Genomic DNA, 16,604 nt, shown 5'->3' on the forward strand with positions numbered 1-16,604 from the left:
ATTGCTTATCTATGCCGCGAAGCGCCTGGGACAGGCGACGGTGGTGCTGTGGGCCGCCTACACCCTGTCCTTCGTGCTGCTGAGCGCCCTGCCGGGCGACTCGGTCAACAACCGGATCCAGAATCCGGAAGCGCAGATCACCCCCGAGGCGGGGCGGATCATGCTCGAGTACTACGGCCTGGACCGCCCGGTCTGGCAGCAGTACCTGCACAGTCTGGCGGCGCTGTGGCGCGGCGACTTCGGCTTCTCGCTCACCAACGGCAAACCGGTCGAGGAACTGATCGGCGAGGCGCTGCCGGGCACCGTGCAGCTCGCGGCGCTCGGGCTGGCCTTCGGGCTGGTGTTCACCGCCGTGGTCGCGGTGGCGGCCAATTACGCGCCCTGGGCCTGGCTGCGCGGGCTGATCGGCTCGGTACCGGCGCTGTTCGCCTCGGTGCCCACCTTCGTGGTCGGCATCCTTGCCCTGCAATACCTTTCGTTCCGGTTCGGCCTGATCCCCTCGGTCGACGACGGCACCTTCCGGGCCTTGCTCGCGCCGTCGGCGACCCTGGGCCTGCTGATCGCGGCCCCGCTGTCGCAGGTCTTCACCGGTTCCATCCGCACCACCCGCCGTCAGCCCTTCGTGCACGTGTTGCACGCCAAGGGCGCGGGGGAGGGCTTCGTGTTCCGCAAGGACGTGCTGCGCAATTCCGCGCTGCCCGTGCTGACCCTGCTGGGCCTGGCCTTCGGTGAACTCATCGCCGGCGCGGTGGTGACCGAATCGGTGTTCGCCCGCGACGGCATCGGCCAGCTCACCGTCGGCGCGGTGAACACCCAGGACCTGCCGGTGGTGCAGGGCGTGGTGCTGCTGTCGACACTGGTCTACGTCCTGGTCAATCTGGCCGTGGATCTGGCCTACCCGCTCATCGATCCGCGGGTGCTGGTGGACGGCAGGACCCGCCGTGTCACCGCGGTCGCCGCGTTGCGGCGCAAGCCCGCGGTCGCGACCGTACTGCCCGCCCCGCGCCCGCTGCCGGTCGAGGCGGCCATGCCATGAAGCGCTGGAGCCTGATCCCGGCCGTGGCGGTCGTCGCGCTGGTGGTGCTGTGGGCCGCGGTGCCGCAGCTGTTCACCTCGATCGATCCGCTGGCGGTGAATCCGGCCGCGAAGCTGCGGCCGCCGTCCGGCGAACACTGGTTCGGCACCGATCAACTCGGGCGCGACCTCTACGCCCGGGTCGTCTACGGCGCGCGGGCCTCGCTCACCGGTTCGGCCATCGCGGTGGCCGTCGGCGTGGCGGTGGGTTCGCTGCTCGGGGTGACCGCGGGCTGGTTCGCCGGCGTCACCGACAACGTGGTCATGCGCGTCATCGACATCCTGCTCTCGATCCCGGGCTTCCTGCTGGCCATCACCTTCGTGGTGCTGCTGGGCTTCGGTGTCCTGCAGGCGGGCATCGCGGTCGGGCTGACCTCGGCGGCGACCTTCGCCCGCCTGATCCGCTCGGAAGTCCTCGAGGCGCGCACCAGCAACTACGTCGAGGCCGCGATCACCAGCGGGGCAACCACTTTCGGGGTCCTGCGGCGGCACGTGGTCCCGAACTCGATCGCCTCCACCGTCTCGCTGATCACCGTGCAGTTCGGCATCGCGATCATCTGGATTGCCTCGCTGAGCTTCCTCGGCCTGGGTGCGCAACCGCCGGATCCGGAATGGGGCCGCCTGGTCTCGGACGGCCGCAACTACATCGCCACCCGCGGCTGGCTCACCCTGTGGCCGGGACTCACGGTCGTGGCGGTCGTGCTCGCGACCAACCACATCTCCCACCATCTCTCCAGGAGGGCGTCGACATGACCGTCGTCCACGAGCCGAGTCGTCTCGAAAAGTCCACCGGCGCTCCACTACTGGCCGTCTCGAACCTGACCGTCGGCTACCGGGTGCGCCGCCGCTTCGAACCGGTGGTGCACGAGGTCTCCTTCGAACTGGCCCCGGGCGAGGTGCTGGCCCTGGTCGGTGAATCCGGTTCGGGCAAGACCACCACCGCGCACGCCATCCTCGGCCTGCTGCCGGAGAACGGTTCGGTGTCCGGCGGGCGCATCGCCTTCCGCGATCAGGAGCTGACCGAGCTATCGCCCAAGGGCTGGCGCGACATTCGCGGCCGCGCGGTGAGCCTGATTCCCCAGGATCCGGGTTCGTCGCTGGATCCGGTGCGCCGGGTGGGCCACCAGGTCGAGGACGTCCTGCTGCTGCACACCGATCTCGACGCCGAGGCGCGCCGCCGCCGCGTGCACGAACTGTTCGACCTGGTCGGCTTCACCGAGGTGGAGCGCCGCTATCGGCAGTACCCGCACGAGCTGTCGGGCGGCATGCGCCAGCGGGTGCTGATCGCGGCGGCGGTGGCCGCGGAACCCGACCTGATCATCGCCGACGAGCCCACCTCGGCCCTGGACGCCACCGTGCAGCAGCAGGTACTCGATCTGATCGACGATATCCGCCGCCGTACCGGCACCGGTGTCGTGCTGGTGACCCACGATCTCGGCGTCGCCGCCGACCGCTCGGACCGCATCGGCGTCATGCGCCGGGGCCGGCTGGTCGAGTTCGGAGCCACGAAAGACGTTGTCGCCCAACCACGGCACGAGTACACGAAGCATCTACTCGACAGCGTGCCCGCCCGCATCGGGTACGCCCGCACCGGCGCACCCGCCCCGGCGACCGCGCGCGACACGATCATCGAGGTCACCGGCCTGGTGAAGAAATACGGTGACGCGACCGCGGTGGACGACATCTCCTTCCGGGTCGGCCGCGGCGAAACCTTCTCCATCGTCGGCGAATCCGGCAGCGGCAAGTCGACCACCGCCCGCGTGCTGACCGGACTGACCGCCGCCACCGCGGGCCGTGTGGACCTGCTCGGCACCGACATCACCGGGCTGAGCGCCCGCGCGTTCCGGCCGCTGCGCCGTGAGGTCCAGATCGTCTACCAGAATCCCTTCTCCTCCTTCGATCCGCGCTTCGACGTCTACGACGTGGTCGACGAACCGCTGCGCTCGTTCGAGCCGCGGCGGGGGCTGCGGCGGCGCAAGCGACCGAACGAGGACCGGGTGGTGGCCGCGCTCGAAGCCGCCGCTCTCCCCGCCGATTTCGTCAACCGGCATCCGCGCGAACTCTCCGGCGGTCAGCGTCAGCGCGTGGCCATCGCCCGCGCCCTGATCCTCGAGCCGTCGGTGCTGGTGCTGGACGAACCGATCTCGGCCCTGGACGTCTCGGTGGCCGCCCGGATTCTGGAACTGCTACGCACCCTGCAGGACGAACGCGACCTCACCTACCTGTTCATCTCCCACGACCTGGCCGTGGTCCGAGCGATCTCGGACCGGGTGGCGGTCATGCGGCAGGGCCGAATCGTCGAGCAGGGCACGGTGCATGAGGTGTTCACCGATCCCGCCGACGACTACACGGTCCGCCTGCTCGACGCGATCGCCGGCCGTCGCTCACTTCCCGGAGGCTTGTCATGACCACCGCACAACCGGCCACCCTCGCCGACGCCCTGCCGCGCATCCGCGCGGTCCTGGCCGAATTCCCCAAGGGCGCGGGCGAACGCGACCTGGCCTTCGAACACCCGGACGCGTTGATCCGCGCCCTCGCCGCGGCGGGTTTCGGACGGCTGCGCGTCCCGGTGGAATTCGGCGGTTTCGGCGTCGATCTGCCGACGCTGTTCGAATTTCTGGCCGAAGCCGGTCAGGCCGATTCCAACATTCCGCAGATCTGGCGCGGGCATTTCACCACGACCGAGGTACTGCGCGCGGAAACCGATCCCGTGGTGCGCGAACACTGGCTGCGCGTGGCCGGACAGGGCGCGGTCTTCGGCAACGCCCAGTCCGAGCCGTCGGCTATCGTCGCCGAAGCGGTCGCGGCCACGGGGGAGTCGACCGGATGGGGCGTCACCACCACCCGGGTCCGCGCCGACGCCGACGGCAACCGCGTTGTCTCGGGCACCAAGTTCTATTCCACCGGATCGCGTTTCGCGGACTACATTCGCGCCGCGGTCGCGGGCGAGGACGGCGTGCGTGGCTTCGTGGTGATCCCCGCACGCCACCCCGGCGTCACCCACGTCGACGACTGGGACGGCATCGGCCAGCGTCAGACCGGCAGCGGCACCACGCTGTTCGACGAGGTTCCGGTGGAGCCGAACGGCGACATCGGCCGCTTCCGCGAATCGCTGCGCGGCCTGGACTCCTTCGTACAGATCGTGCACCTGGCCAATCTCGCCGGAATCGCCCGCAGCCTGGTCGCCGAGACGGCCGAGATCGTGCGGGCGCGCACCCGTACCAGCCTGCACGCGCTGACCCAGGACGCCGCCGCCGATCCGGAGGTGCTCGGGGTGATCGGCCTGCTCCAGGCCCGCCGCCTCACCGCCGACACCCTGCTGCGCCACGCCGCCGAACGGCTCGAGGCCGCCCACGCCTCCGGCGTCGAATCCGATTACACCGCCGCCTATCTCGACACCTCCGCCGCCCAGGTCGCCGTGATCGAAGCGGTACTGGACGCCGCGACCCGGGCCTTCGACGCGGGCGGGTCCTCGACCGTGCGCAACAGCGCGCACCTGGACCGGCACTGGCGCAACGCCCGCACCCTGGCCTCGCACAATCCCGTCGTCTACAAGCCGCGGGTGATCGGCGACTTCGTGATCAACGGCGTCGCACCGGTTCCCGGCTACTACGTCAATCGCCCGTCGGCCGCCGACGCCGAGGAAAGGATCGCGCAGTGAGCAGACTGCTGCACCTCAACGTCAACATCCTCAACGCCGGCGTCTTCGGCGGTTCCTGGCGCTTTCCCGGAACCGACGGCGCCGCTTCCTATTCCATCGAGCACTACACCTCGATCGCGAAGAAGGCCGAGGAGGCCAAGCTCGACGCGGTCTTCCTCGCCGACGGGCCGGTACTGGACCCGGGGATCAAACACCGCACCGGCAACAACCTCGAGCCCACCACGGTGCTGGCCCGGGTCGCCGCGCAGACCGAGCGGGTCGGGCTGATCGCCACCCTGTCCTCGTCCTACAACGATCCGGTCGAATTGGCCCGCAGGCTGGGCGATCTGGATCACGTCAGCGGCGGCCGCTTCGGCTGGAACGTCGTCACCACCGCGGGCCCGGTCGCGGCCGCCAACTTCGGGCGTGACGGGGAACCCGATCACGGCCTGCGGTACCGGCGGGCGGCGGAATTCGTGGAACGGGTGGTGGCCTCCTGGGCCGAGCGCACCGATTTCGTCTCGCCGCAGGGTCGTCCGGTCGTGGTGCAGGCGGGCGGATCCAGCGACGGTAAGCGCCTGGCCTCGCGAGTCGGTGAGGTGATCTTCTCCGCCGAGCAGGACATCGACAAGGCGCGGGCCTTCCGCGACGAATTGCGTTCCGGCGCGGCGGACTTCGGGCGGAATCCGGACGAGATCGTGGTGCTGCCGGGCTTGTCGACGGTACTGGGCAGCACCGAAGCCGAGGCGCTCGAACGCCGCGAACTCCTGGACGATCTGCTCCCGGACGCCTACGCCCGCTGGCGGCTGGCCGGACAGCTCGGCTTCTCCCTCGACGGGCTCGACGACGACAAGCCGATCCCGCCCGAACTGCTCGTCGAACCCGATGCCGCCGGCGGCTCGCAGACCTTCTACCGCGTCGTGCGCGGCCTGATCGATCGTGAGAACCCGACCCTGCGCCAATTGTTGAAGAAGCTCTCCGGCGGCGGCGGTCACCGCATCGTGGTCGGCACCCCTGACCAGGTCGCCGACGACATCGAACGCTGGTTCCGGGCGGGCGCGGCCGACGGTTTCAACGTCATGCCGGACGTATTGCCTTCGGGCTTCGACGATTTCGCCGACCACCTCGTACCCGAACTGCGCCGGCGCGGACTGTTCCGCACCGACTACGACGGGACCACGCTGCGCGATCACCTCGGCCTCGGGCTGCCGCCCGTTCCCACCGGGGTCTGGGAACGCGGTCCGCTCGAAGCCGCGCGCTGAGCGATCGCCCGAAAGAACAGGCAGGACAATGAGTTTTCCGATTCTGATCGATATCGCCGCGGCTGATCCCGCCGCGGCGGCGACCATCGCGGCGGCCGCCCAGGCCGCGGGCGCGGCCGGGGTGCGTGTGCGTGACACGGCGGGGGACCGGCCCGCCCTGGACCCGAGCGTCATCGCGGCGTACCTGGCCGGAACCACCGGGGACATCGGCTATCTGGTGGATGTGCCGACCACCGGCAACGCCCCCTACAACGCGGCGCGGCGCATCCTGTCCTTCGATCGCGCCACCGCGGGCCGCTCGGGCGTGGTGTTGCGGCCCGGCGCGGACGACGAGGTGAGCCGGGCGACCGCACCCGATCCCACGGCCGCCGATCCGGCGCGGCGCTGGGCGGAGTACGCCATCGTGCTCACCCGGCTCTGGGAATCCTTCCCCCGTGCAGCGCTTCTCGCCGATCAGGAGCGGGCGCTCGTGGTGGACGACGAGCTGATCTCCGGTATCGACCACGACGGGTCGTACTACCGCGTGGCGGGGCCGCTCGACGGTCCGTCCTCGATCCAGGGCAGGCCGGTGCTGGCGGCCGCCGACCCGCACGAGCTGGGCTGGGATGTCGTGGCGCACATCGCGGATGTGGTTGTGGTGGAACGTGATCGGGCGGCCGGGGCGAACGCCGCGCTGACCGCCGCGCTGGCGGGCACCGGGCGCGAGCGGTCCGAGATCGTGCTGCTGGGTGGCGTCGAGGTCTCCGCACCTGCCGAGGCCCAGTCTGTCGCGGACGAACTCACCGCCTGGGTCGCCGCCGACGGGCTCGACGGCCTCGCGCTCGCGCCGACGGGTGACGCGGTCGAGATCGTGGCCGCCGTCCAAGCGCTGGTGCCGTTGCTCGCCACCCCGGTCACGGGCCCGACCCTGCGCGAAGCGCTCGGGCTGAGAACTCCGGCGGGAGCGGTGCGATGACCGCCGTGCGCACCGGTCAGCCCACCACCCTGCTGACCTTGGCGGGCATCCGCGCGGCCGTACAACCCGCCCTCGACCGGCTGGCCGCGTCCGCGCGACACCGGGAAACCGTGCGGGACTACGCCGTCGACGATGTCCGCGAGCTGGCCGCGGCCGGTATCGCGCTCACCGGCATCGCCGTGGCCGAGGGCGGCGCGGGCGGCACCGTCCGCGACGTCGCCGACCTCGTCATCGACCTGGCCCGCGCGGATTCCAATGTCGCGCAAGCCCTGCGCAGCACCTTCCTCATCGCGTACCAGGTCGTGAACCGGCCGGATCTGCCCCAGCGCGACCTGGTGCTCGAGCGCCTGCGCAACCGGGAACTGTTCGCGGGCACCGCCAACGAGCGCACCGGCGGTGTCAGCGGGCAGACCTACGCCACTGCGCGGCCCGACGGCGCGGACTGGATCGTCAACGGCGAGAAGTACTACTCCACCGGCGGGGTGTACGCCACCTGGTTCTCCACCCAGGCGGTCACCGAGGACGGCACGCTGCTGCGCTTCACGGTGCCTGCGGATCGCGCCGGCATCGAGATCCTGGACGATTTCGACGCCGTCGGTCAGCGGTTGACCTCCAGCGGGACAACGCGTTTCACCGAGGTGCGGGTGGCCGGGTCGGAGATCACCACCGGCGGACTGATCGAGAACGTGGCGGACAACCCGTGGGCGGGGTCGTTCGCGCAGCTGTACCTGGCCGCCGTGCAGGCCGGTATCGCCGCGCGCGCTCTCGACGACGCGGTGGTGTACGTGCGCGAGAAGGCGCGGCCGATCAAGCACAGCACCGCTGCCACCAGCGCGGAGGACCCCTATGTGCGCCAGACGATCGGCGAGATCGCCGCGCGCGCCCAGGCCGCGCGCGCGGTGGTGCTGCTGGCCGCCGAACAACTCCAGGAGAACCGCGGCCTGATCGGCGCGGCCGCGCGCACCGCCGGAGCCGCGGCCGCCGTGCACGTCGCGCAGGCGGGTGTGATCGCCATCGAATCCGCGCTGCGCGCGAGCGAATTGCTGTTCGACGTCGGCGGCGGTTCCATCACCGATCGCGGCCACGGCTTCGACCGGCACTGGCGCAACGCGCGCACCGCGGCCAATCACAATCCACGCCAATGGAAACAGGCCGTCGCGGGCGCGTACCACCTCACCGGCGAGGATCCGCCCACCACCGGCCTGTTCTGACCACCGAGATTTCGACCCCGAGCAATGGAAAGAGAACGACACCGATGAACTACGGCCCCTTCGAGACGACCTACACCGCGGCCGAGAACCGCTACGAGCAAGTGCCCTACCGGCGCACCGGTCGATCCGGACTCGACCTGCCGGCCTTCTCCTTCGGCCTGTGGCAGAAATTCGGCACCGACTACCCGTTCGCCACCCAGCGCGACATCATCCTGCACGCGTTCGATCTCGGCATCACGCACTTCGACAACGCCGACCGCTACGGCCCGCCGCATCGCGCGGCACAGCAGAACTTCGGGAAGGTGCTGGGCCGGGATCTCGCGCCGTACCGCGACGAGCTCATCCTGTCCACCAAGGCGGGCAACGCGATCGGGCCGAGCCCGTACCTGCGCGGCGGCTCCCGTAAATCGCTGCTGACCTCGCTCGAGCACAGCCTGCGGGATCTGGGCACCGACTACGTCGACATCTTCTACCACCACTCGCCGGACCTGGACACTCCACTGGAGGAGACCGTCGGCGCCCTGGTGAGCGCGGTGGAGCAGGGCAAGGCGCTGTACATCGGCATCTCGAACTACAAGTCCGACCGCACCCACGAGATCGCCGAACAGTTGCGCGCCGCGGGGGTCCCGCTGCTCATCCACCAGGCCCGCTACTCCATCTACGATCGGCGGCCCGAGCGCGAGGGCCTGCTCGAGACCGCGGAGCGGGACGGCTTCGGCGTCATCGTGTATTCGCCACTGGCTCAAGGGTTGCTGACCGACAAGTACCTCGAGACCATCCCGGCCGGCGCGCGTGCGGTCAACAGCACCTTCCTGTCGCCGGACGTGATCGACGAGACCTACCGGCAGCGCACCGCCGAGCTGAACAAGATCGCCGCCGCCCGCGGGCAATCCCTCGCCCAGCTGGCCCTGCAGTGGGTGCTGCGCCGACCCGAGGTCACCTCCGCGCTCATCGGCGCCAGCTCCACCGCGCAGCTCGACCACAACATCGCCGCCGTGAACTTCCCCGACTTCACCGATGAGGAACTGGCTCTCATCGACGAACACGGCGTCCACGGCACCGGACTTCGACTCTGACGTCCGGCTGATTCACGGGAGAACACCATGACAGCGGTCCGGCACACCACCCTCGGCGCGGGTGTCGAGGACGGCAGGAACTTCCGGCTGGGATTCCTGCTCCACCTCGATCGCGATATCCCGCCCGCCGACGCCTATCGGGAAGCGATCGACCTCTTCCAGGCGGCGGAGGACCTGGGCTACGACTCGGGCTGGGTGATCCAGCGGCATTTCCGCCAGGGACGCGAACACGTGTCCGCGCCGCTGGTCGTGCTGGCCGCCATCGCGGCGCACACCTCCCGTATCCGGCTGGGAACCGGGGTGCTGGTCCTGCCGCTGGAGGATCCGCTGCGCGTCGCCGAGGACGCCGCCACCCTCGACGAGATCAGCGGCGGGCGACTGGAACTGGGAGTCGGATCCGGTCCCTTCCCGGGCGCCTGGGAAGCCTTCGGCAGGGATCTGAACCGCAAGCACGAGGAATACGAAGCGGCCGTCGCCCGATTGCACGAAGTGCTGGACGGCGGACCGCTCAACAGCCTGGGCGAGGTGCTGCATCCACCCGGCGCCGGTGTGCGGCAGCGTCTCTGGCAGGCCACCACCGGTGAGCCCGGGCGCGCGCACGCGGCGGCCGTGGCGGCGGCGCGGGCGGGGGACGGTCTGCAGCTCTCGCGCGCCACGAGCTGGCGCGACGGGAGTATCGAAGCGGCACAGCGCAATCAGGCGGCGTGGATCGAGTCCTATCGCGGGGCGTGGACCCGCACCGACGCCGCCCCGCGCATCCAGGCCTCGCGAGCGGTGTATCCGCATCCCGATCGGGAGGCGGCGCTGCGGCTGGTCGAACCGGGCGTGCGGCGCTGGCAGAGCTGGGCGCCCGCCGATCGGGGGATCGACAAGTTGAGCGTCGCGGACTATCTCACTGCCGATCACGCCCTGGTCGGTCCCGCGCCGGAGTTGGCGGGAGAGCTGGCCGCCGATCCATCGCTGGCCGGAATCACCGACCTGCTGCTGAATTTCGTGCCCGGGGTGCCCGAACCGGACGAACACATTCGCCTGCTGGCCGCGAGCGCCCGCGAACTCGCCCCCGCGCTGGGCTGGACCCCGGCCGCGTCCTGACCCTCTGTCACGAAAGACTTTTCATGCCTGGATTCCATCTGAACCTGTCCCTGATGACCCCGGGGCATTTCCGTCACGCCTGGCGCGCCGAGCACGCGGATCCGCTGGCGTACCTGGATATCGACTACTTCCAGCGGCTGGCGCGCATCGCCGAGGCGGCCAAGATCGACGCCGTGTTCCTGGGTGACGGGCCCGCGCTGCGCGGGGAAATCGAGGAATCGCCCGGCACCGGGATCGATCCGCTGGTGCTGCTCGGCAACCTCGCGGCGGTGACCGAGCAGCTCGGCGTGGTCATCACCGCCTCGACCACCTATAACTCGCCCTACAACCTGGCCCGCCGCTTCCAGGCGCTCGACCATGTGACCAAGGGCCGCGCGGCGGTGAACATCGTCACCACCGGAACTCCCGCCGCCGCGGCGAATTTCGGGCTGGACGAGCACCCGGACAAGACCACCCGCTATCGGCGGGCGTGGGAATTCCTGGATGTGGTGACCCGGCTGTGGGACAGCTGGGAGGCGGACTGGCTCATCGCGGACAAGAGCACCGGCCGCTACGCGGACGCGAGTAAGATTCACCGCATCGATCACGAGGGCGAATTCTTCTCCGTGGCAGGGCCATTGCCGGTGGCGCCGGGACCGCAGGGACGTCCGGTGGTGGTGCAGGCCGGTGGGTCGGAGGGCGGTCTGCGACTGGCGGGCGATTTCGCGGACGTGGTCTTCACGGTCGCGCAAACCCGCGGCAAGGCAATCGCATTTCGCGAGGACATCCGTCGCCGCGCGGCGGCTGCGGGGCGCCACCGCGATTCGGTGAAGATCTCCCTCGGCGTTGTCGTGCTGGTCGCCGCCACGGAGGCGGAAGCTCGCGATCGCGAACGAGAACTGTACGCGCACTTGCCGATCGAGCGCCTGACCGCCAATCTCCTCAACGATCTGGGCCTGCCGCCAGGCAGCTTCGGCCCCGACGATCCGATCACCGCAGCCGATCTCCCCGACGCCATTCCCACCGGGGCGTTCTCCGCCGGCTTCGCCGTCTCCACCCGCGCTCTCATCACCGAGGGTCCCCGCACCCCGCGCGAATTGATTCAGGGCGGTGCGGGCGGTTCCGGCCACCGCCTGCTGGTCGGCTCGGCCGAACAGATCGCCGACGATCTGGCGGAGTGGTACGCGGCCGGCGCCGCCGACGGGTTCACCATCATGCCCGCCGAGACCGCCGTGGACCTACCCGCGTTCACGTCCCTGGTGGTGCCGCTCCTCCAGGACCGCGGCCTCTTCCAACGCGAGTACACCGCCCCCACTCTGCGCGAGCGGTTCGGCCTCCCGCTTCCAGGGCGCGAGCCCGCCGCTGCAGTATCCGCTTGATCCGGACAGGGCGTCCTGGGGGCGTCGGGAGCCTCGACGGCGGGTCGAGTCCTATCGCAGAAAAGAAGCCAGGACAACGGAGTACCGGCGGAGACACGTTGGGTGCCTCGGTGGCGGTTTGGTGCGCTGCCGGGGGAAAGATGCCTGGATAACGGAGTACCGGCATGGGGACGTCGGGAGACTCGATCGCGGTTGGGTGACCTACCGCAGGAGAGAAGCCAGGAAGGCGGAGTACCTGCGGTGGTGGGTTGGGTGCCTCGGCTGCGGTTGGGTGCTCTACCGCCGAAAAGAAGACAGGACAACGGAATACCAGCGGGGGCACGTTGGGAGCCTCGGCTGTGGTTTGGTGCCCTACCGGCGGAAAGACGACAGGACAACGGAGTTCCGGCGGGGGCACGTCGGGAGACTCGATGGCGGTTGGGAGCCCTACCGGGGGAGAGAAGCCTGGACAACGGAGTACCAGCGGGAAGACGCGGGTGCCTCGGCGGCGGTTGGGAGCCCTACCGCCGGAAAGAAGACAGGATAACGGAGTACCGGCGGGGGCACGTTGGGAGACCCGACGGCGGTTGGGAGCCTTACCGGGAAAGGACGCCTGGATAACGGAGTACCAGCGGGGGCGGGTTGGGTGCCTCGGCGGCGGTTCCGGCCCTTCCGGGCCGATACACGGGATCGAAGCCCCGGATGCGTGGCCGAGTTCGCGACCCTGGACCGGGTTCGGCAATCACCGCCGGGGACATAGCCCCATTGTGTTGATGACGAGTCTTTGTCTGTGGGTCTCGAGAAGGTTCCCACGGCCAGTCGACTCGGCTGGAAGGGCGAGGGCGCTCCCAGCCGGGGAGCCGAAGGTCGGGTACGGCAGGCGAGGTAACCAGCACTGCCGCATCTGTTTTGCCCGCTCTCCCGAACCCCGCTGGAAGCGCACGGGTGGGTGTGGGGTCGGGCTACGTCGGCCACGGGCGTGAACACTGATGCGTGTGGACGCACCGGCTGTCCGGGTGGGATGGCCGGGCTATGGCGAAGGCGGGTGGGAGTGTGCCCGTTCGGGTTCGAAGGCCGATGAGGTCGAGAGCGGTAAGTGCGTTGAGCAGTGGGGCGGGTATCGAGACCCTGGGGTGCGGTCGCTGGCAGAGTCGCCGTGCGGGGATGCCTGGTACCTGGGGTGGTGGTGGAATGCAGGCGGGTTCGTCGCGCTGGGTTGGGTGGGGGTGGGTCGGCGCGCGAAAGCCTCTCCGGCATGGGGAAGCCGAAGAGGCAGCGTCGAAAGCTGTGAGCGGGGAGCTGCGATCGGGCGAGGGGCTAGCAGCGCCATCGCGCGGGAATACCCGGAAACTGGGGATGATGACGGAAATTTACGCGCGGCCTACGAGCTCGGTCGATATGTGGTGGAGGAATCCATCCGGTTTTGCCCGGATTCTCCGAATCCTCGCCCATCACAACGGTTTCCCACCCGTTCGGGCCGGTGTTCACCTGTGCGTGGCAGGCATCGCACGCCAAGGTCAGGTTTTCGATGTCCGTTTCACCACCAGCAGACCATTCCTTGATGTGGTGGACAGCCGAGCGGCTCGCTGGCGCATCGCATCCCGGGCGCGTGCATCCCCGTTCGGTCGCGGTGAGCGCCAACCGTTGTGCCGGGTTGGCGAGACGTTGTCCGCGGGACAGGTGCAGGGGTCGGCCGTTGCGGTCGAGCACGACCAGGTACGGGGTGGAGTTCCTGGCGACCTGGAGTGCTTGGGTGATGGACATGGTGCCGCCGGTTGCGGTGGTCGCCACGCCCGCGCGCTTCTCCAGGTCTTCGATGCTCATGGTGATGATGGTGGAGACCGGCAGTCCGCGATGTGATCCGAGTTTCGTGGGTCCCATGTCGGGGCGGAAGAACACCAGCAGAGCGTCGTGGTTGCGCTGCTCGGCGTTGCGGTGATCGCGCTTGGCGGCGGCGCGCAGTTTCGCTCGAAGGGCGGCGCGGGCGCGTTCGGCCGGGGTCAACGACGGGTCGTTCGCATCGGCGTCGTCGGAGTCGTCGCCGTCGTCGAGTTCGGTGTCGAGCCCGAGTTCTGCGGTGGTCCAGGGACTTTCGGGGTCGTCGGGGTTGCACATGCCGGGTCGTCCGAATTTCTCGAACATCGGGATCATGACCGCACCCAGCTGCGGGGTGAGGTATCCGGAGATCGGGTACATGCCATCGATGCCCTGATGCCCGATCTTGACGCTCCGGACTCGCTGGCGGTCCCGGTCCTCGGTCAATCGCCCGTCGGGGTCGACGTGGGCGAGGATATGCACCCCGAGCTTGGTCACACCCTTCGGATCACCCTCGCGGGCGTATGAGGTGAGGTGCTGCTCGGCATGGTCTTTGACTTCCGGACCGGCGGTGTCGGGGATCCGCGTCAGCGCATCGTGGATGGCCTTCACATGGTCGGCGGAGATCTCCCCGGCGCGTTGCGCTTTAGCTACGAGCGGCAATTTCGGGGGCCGGGTGCTCGAACCCGCCGACACCGTCGACAGCAGATCGGCGTTGCGAACGCGGGCGGCGGCCTCGGCGTAGGACAGTCGCAGGGTCTGTTGCAGGAACAGGATCAAACTCTTCACACCCGCCCGAGGGCCCAAGTCCCGTGCTCCGCACTCGAGCGCGAACCGCTGCTTCACCGCCTCCAACTTGCGGAAGCTGGTTTCGAGCTCCTGCATGACGTCGATGACCTCGTCCTTGGCCATTGAGTACATCGGCAATTCGAGCAGGTTCTCCACCGCGGCGGCGAGTGCTTTGGCACTCGTCGCGATGGTGGGTACCTTCCTCGATTCCATGCCTCTATTCTACGCCTTGATAGCAAGCATGAATAGCCCAATTGCATTGTGATACAGCGCTATTCAGATCCAGCGGTGTTTTGAACTACTGCAATATTCTGACGAAATTGTGTCCCCGGCGAAGTCTCCGTGCCGGCCTATCTCGATTCGAGCGATCGGCGACTGCGGTACCTATTTCGCCCGTCCTGGCGGATCGCCCGTCAGACCCGTCACCGCATTCGCCCCACCCTCGAACATCGAGATCGATCTAAGGTGGAGCAATGGCATCGGTGCGTCAGATCCAAGTCACCTTCGACTGCGCGGAACCCGAGCGCGTCGCCGAATTCTGGGCAGCGGTACTGGGATATGAGCATCGCGGCCGATCGTGTGCCGACCCGTCGGGTGTGGGTCCGCGGCTGTATTTTCAGCGCGTTCCCGAAGGCAAGGTCGTCAAGAACCGCGTGCACATCGACGTGCGGGTCGGTACCGGCCTGGTGGGGGAGGAGCGCGTGGACGCGCTCGAGGCCGAATGCGCGCGGTTGATCGCGCTCGGCGCCACGCGGGTACGCCTGCTGCGGGCGGACGGGGTGAACGAGTCGTGCCTGGTGATGCAGGACATCGAGGGCAACGAATTCTGCTTGGACTGAGGCGAATTGCCTCCGGGCAGACGCGGCGGTCGGGTCAGAGAGCTGCCTGGACGGCGGCGAACAGATCGTTGGCGGACTGGGTGAGCGGGCCCAGGGCGTCCGGTGCGAGCTTGGGCATCGACTTCACAGCCGTACGCAGCGAGGTGACAGCGCTGGCGGCGTCCGGGCCCACTGCGGCACTCACGGCGGCGATCGGATCGACTGCTACCGCATCGGCAGCGATCGGAACGCGCTGGGCCGCTACGGCATCGACGGCAGCAGGCGCGGGCTCGGCCGGGCTCGCGCCGGTCCCGGCGAGCGCACCCCCGACGAACCCGCCGATGGCCGCCCCACCCGCCAGTCCAGCGATATCCACGGGAATGGCGACCGCCAGCCCGCCCAGGAGACACCCGGCGACCCCGCCCACCGCCGCTCCGATCGGCACCCCGGCTCCCACGCTCGGCAGTCCGCCGATGACACCGCCCGCGATCGCTCCGACGGTCGCTCCCACCCCGCATCCGACGATCTCGAGCGGAAATACAGCGGCCTTGCCGATCAGCGCGCCGACAACCTGCCCTGCCATGGTCGCGGCCCCGCGCCGTTCGGATTCGTTGGGGGAGTAGCCGATTCCGTCGAACGTCGCCGCGATCTGCACCCCGACACCGTCGAGATAGTTCTGGATCGGCTCCAACATGCGCCCGTCGACCCCGAGCGGCAGCTGCACGTACTCGGTCCCGACCCGCAGGGTGTCGGTCGTCGCCACGGGTGCCCCGACGGCCGGACCGCGCCCCTCGTCGAGCGGTCCGCCAACTCCGGGCTGCGCCGCGGCCGTCCCGGACCCGAAGGCCAGCACCGCCGGCACCGCCGTCAAAACCGCACAAGCACGCAGGTTGGCCATAGCCCACTCCTCGCTCCGCTGTACCGCCGTCGAGCCTCGGGCGCGTCCCCGACCCCCGCTGGCGGCGCTGCCCGCCGATCTTACTCGAACTCGTTGCTGAACATCATGATTCGCCGGACACCGGGCACCCGTTCGGCATCGGGGCGTGCTCCCTGAAACGCCACTCGCATTGCACGGGCGCACCGTCGAAACGCCGCCGTCTTCAGCGAATGGTGACCCGACGACGGCGGTCATCGCGCAGACGTGGTGGACGAGCGCCAGACTGCGTGCCTGCCCCAGGCCGCGCGGCGTGCGGTGGAACCCGATAGGCCGCGCGCTTCTCCGCGTGCTCGGGCGTCCACCTCGAGAAGATCACCGCCGGAGCGGGTTTCGCGGACGCGGCCGGCATCGTGCAGCGGTTGTTCGACCTCGAGACCCGGATCGCGGCCGAGCATTGGGATCGCGTGCGCATGCGCGATGCCAGTGCCACGTACAACCGCATGACCTGGACGCTGCCCGCCGCGCAGGAGCTCCGGGGTGTGCCAGCGATAGAAATCGGCCGATGGAAATATGCGCATCTAAACATTAGTTCCGCTCATGTTCCGATCGAATCGGCCGGATCCGCCGACCGCTCGAACCTCGAGCTCCCGAGATGACC

Annotated in this window: 14 protein-coding genes; 12 read left to right on the plus strand and 2 right to left on the minus strand. The window is 69.2% G+C overall.

All coding sequences use genetic code 11. The features are described from left to right. Nucleotide 1 precedes the first annotated feature (1 nt). From ACWIGI_RS26215 to ACWIGI_RS26260, 10 genes are read left to right on the plus strand one after another with little or no spacing between them, the layout of a single operon-like run. Nucleotides 2-1,036, plus strand: coding sequence for an ABC transporter permease (locus ACWIGI_RS26215; RefSeq protein WP_454205123.1), 1,035 nt, complete (start codon nucleotides 2-4; stop codon nucleotides 1,034-1,036). Beyond that, the gene (locus ACWIGI_RS26220; RefSeq protein ID WP_454205124.1) at nucleotides 1,033-1,827 is read left to right on the plus strand and encodes an ABC transporter permease; all 795 of its coding nucleotides are present in this window, start codon (nucleotides 1,033-1,035) and stop codon (nucleotides 1,825-1,827) included. Before ACWIGI_RS26215 ends, ACWIGI_RS26220 begins: the two co-directional genes overlap by 4 nt. Continuing rightward, on the plus strand, nucleotides 1,824-3,482 hold the full coding sequence (locus tag ACWIGI_RS26225) for a dipeptide ABC transporter ATP-binding protein (RefSeq protein ID WP_454205125.1): 1,659 nt from the start codon (nucleotides 1,824-1,826) through the stop codon (nucleotides 3,480-3,482). Before ACWIGI_RS26220 ends, ACWIGI_RS26225 begins: the two co-directional genes overlap by 4 nt. Continuing rightward, nucleotides 3,479-4,735 carry an acyl-CoA dehydrogenase family protein gene (locus tag ACWIGI_RS26230; protein ID WP_454205126.1) on the plus strand — a complete coding sequence of 419 codons (1,257 nt, stop codon included), beginning with the start codon at nucleotides 3,479-3,481 and terminating at the stop codon, nucleotides 4,733-4,735. The genes ACWIGI_RS26225 and ACWIGI_RS26230 overlap by 4 nt, the downstream gene beginning before the upstream one ends. Continuing rightward, nucleotides 4,732-5,976: an LLM class flavin-dependent oxidoreductase gene (locus tag ACWIGI_RS26235; protein ID WP_454205127.1), complete on the plus strand. Its 1,245-nt coding sequence runs from the start codon at nucleotides 4,732-4,734 to the stop codon at nucleotides 5,974-5,976. The genes ACWIGI_RS26230 and ACWIGI_RS26235 overlap by 4 nt, the downstream gene beginning before the upstream one ends. Nucleotides 5,977-6,004: 28 nt before the next feature. Continuing rightward, complete coding sequence (locus tag ACWIGI_RS26240) at nucleotides 6,005-6,931, plus strand: LLM class flavin-dependent oxidoreductase (RefSeq protein ID WP_454205128.1); 927 nt, start codon at nucleotides 6,005-6,007, stop codon at nucleotides 6,929-6,931. Then, complete coding sequence (locus tag ACWIGI_RS26245) at nucleotides 6,928-8,142, plus strand: acyl-CoA dehydrogenase family protein (protein ID WP_454205129.1); 1,215 nt, start codon at nucleotides 6,928-6,930, stop codon at nucleotides 8,140-8,142. Before ACWIGI_RS26240 ends, ACWIGI_RS26245 begins: the two co-directional genes overlap by 4 nt. 44 nt (nucleotides 8,143-8,186) lie before the next feature. Then, nucleotides 8,187-9,218 (plus strand): aldo/keto reductase, encoded by a 1,032-nt coding sequence (locus tag ACWIGI_RS26250; protein WP_454205130.1) that lies wholly within the window; start codon nucleotides 8,187-8,189, stop codon nucleotides 9,216-9,218. 27 nt (nucleotides 9,219-9,245) lie between these two features. Next, nucleotides 9,246-10,310: an LLM class flavin-dependent oxidoreductase gene (locus tag ACWIGI_RS26255; protein WP_454205131.1), complete on the plus strand. Its 1,065-nt coding sequence runs from the start codon at nucleotides 9,246-9,248 to the stop codon at nucleotides 10,308-10,310. Between the two features lie 23 nt (nucleotides 10,311-10,333). Further along, nucleotides 10,334-11,668 carry an NtaA/DmoA family FMN-dependent monooxygenase gene (locus ACWIGI_RS26260; RefSeq protein ID WP_454205132.1) on the plus strand — a complete coding sequence of 445 codons (1,335 nt, stop codon included), beginning with the start codon at nucleotides 10,334-10,336 and terminating at the stop codon, nucleotides 11,666-11,668. A gap of 1,296 nt (nucleotides 11,669-12,964) precedes the next feature. Here ACWIGI_RS26260 and ACWIGI_RS26265 read toward each other — a convergent pair. Further along, on the minus strand, nucleotides 12,965-14,464 hold the full coding sequence (locus tag ACWIGI_RS26265) for a DUF222 domain-containing protein (protein ID WP_454205133.1): 1,500 nt from the start codon (nucleotides 14,462-14,464) through the stop codon (nucleotides 12,965-12,967). A 260-nt stretch (nucleotides 14,465-14,724) separates the two neighbouring features. On the opposite strand from ACWIGI_RS26265, the gene ACWIGI_RS26270 reads away from it, so the two are divergent. Beyond that, nucleotides 14,725-15,090, plus strand: coding sequence for a VOC family protein (locus ACWIGI_RS26270; RefSeq protein ID WP_454205134.1), 366 nt, complete (start codon nucleotides 14,725-14,727; stop codon nucleotides 15,088-15,090). A gap of 34 nt (nucleotides 15,091-15,124) precedes the next feature. Here the strand turns inward: ACWIGI_RS26270 and ACWIGI_RS26275 are convergent, their stop codons facing one another. Beyond that, complete coding sequence (locus ACWIGI_RS26275) at nucleotides 15,125-15,967, minus strand: hypothetical protein (RefSeq protein WP_454205135.1); 843 nt, start codon at nucleotides 15,965-15,967, stop codon at nucleotides 15,125-15,127. Between the two features lie 398 nt (nucleotides 15,968-16,365). Here ACWIGI_RS26275 and ACWIGI_RS26280 point away from each other — a divergent pair, with 398 nt between their 5' ends. Beyond that, nucleotides 16,366-16,602 carry a hypothetical protein gene (locus ACWIGI_RS26280; RefSeq protein ID WP_454205136.1) on the plus strand — a complete coding sequence of 79 codons (237 nt, stop codon included), beginning with the start codon at nucleotides 16,366-16,368 and terminating at the stop codon, nucleotides 16,600-16,602. The last annotated feature ends 2 nt before the right edge of the window (nucleotides 16,603-16,604 follow it).

It is taken from the genome of Nocardia sp. NPDC055321 (assembly GCF_053645575.1).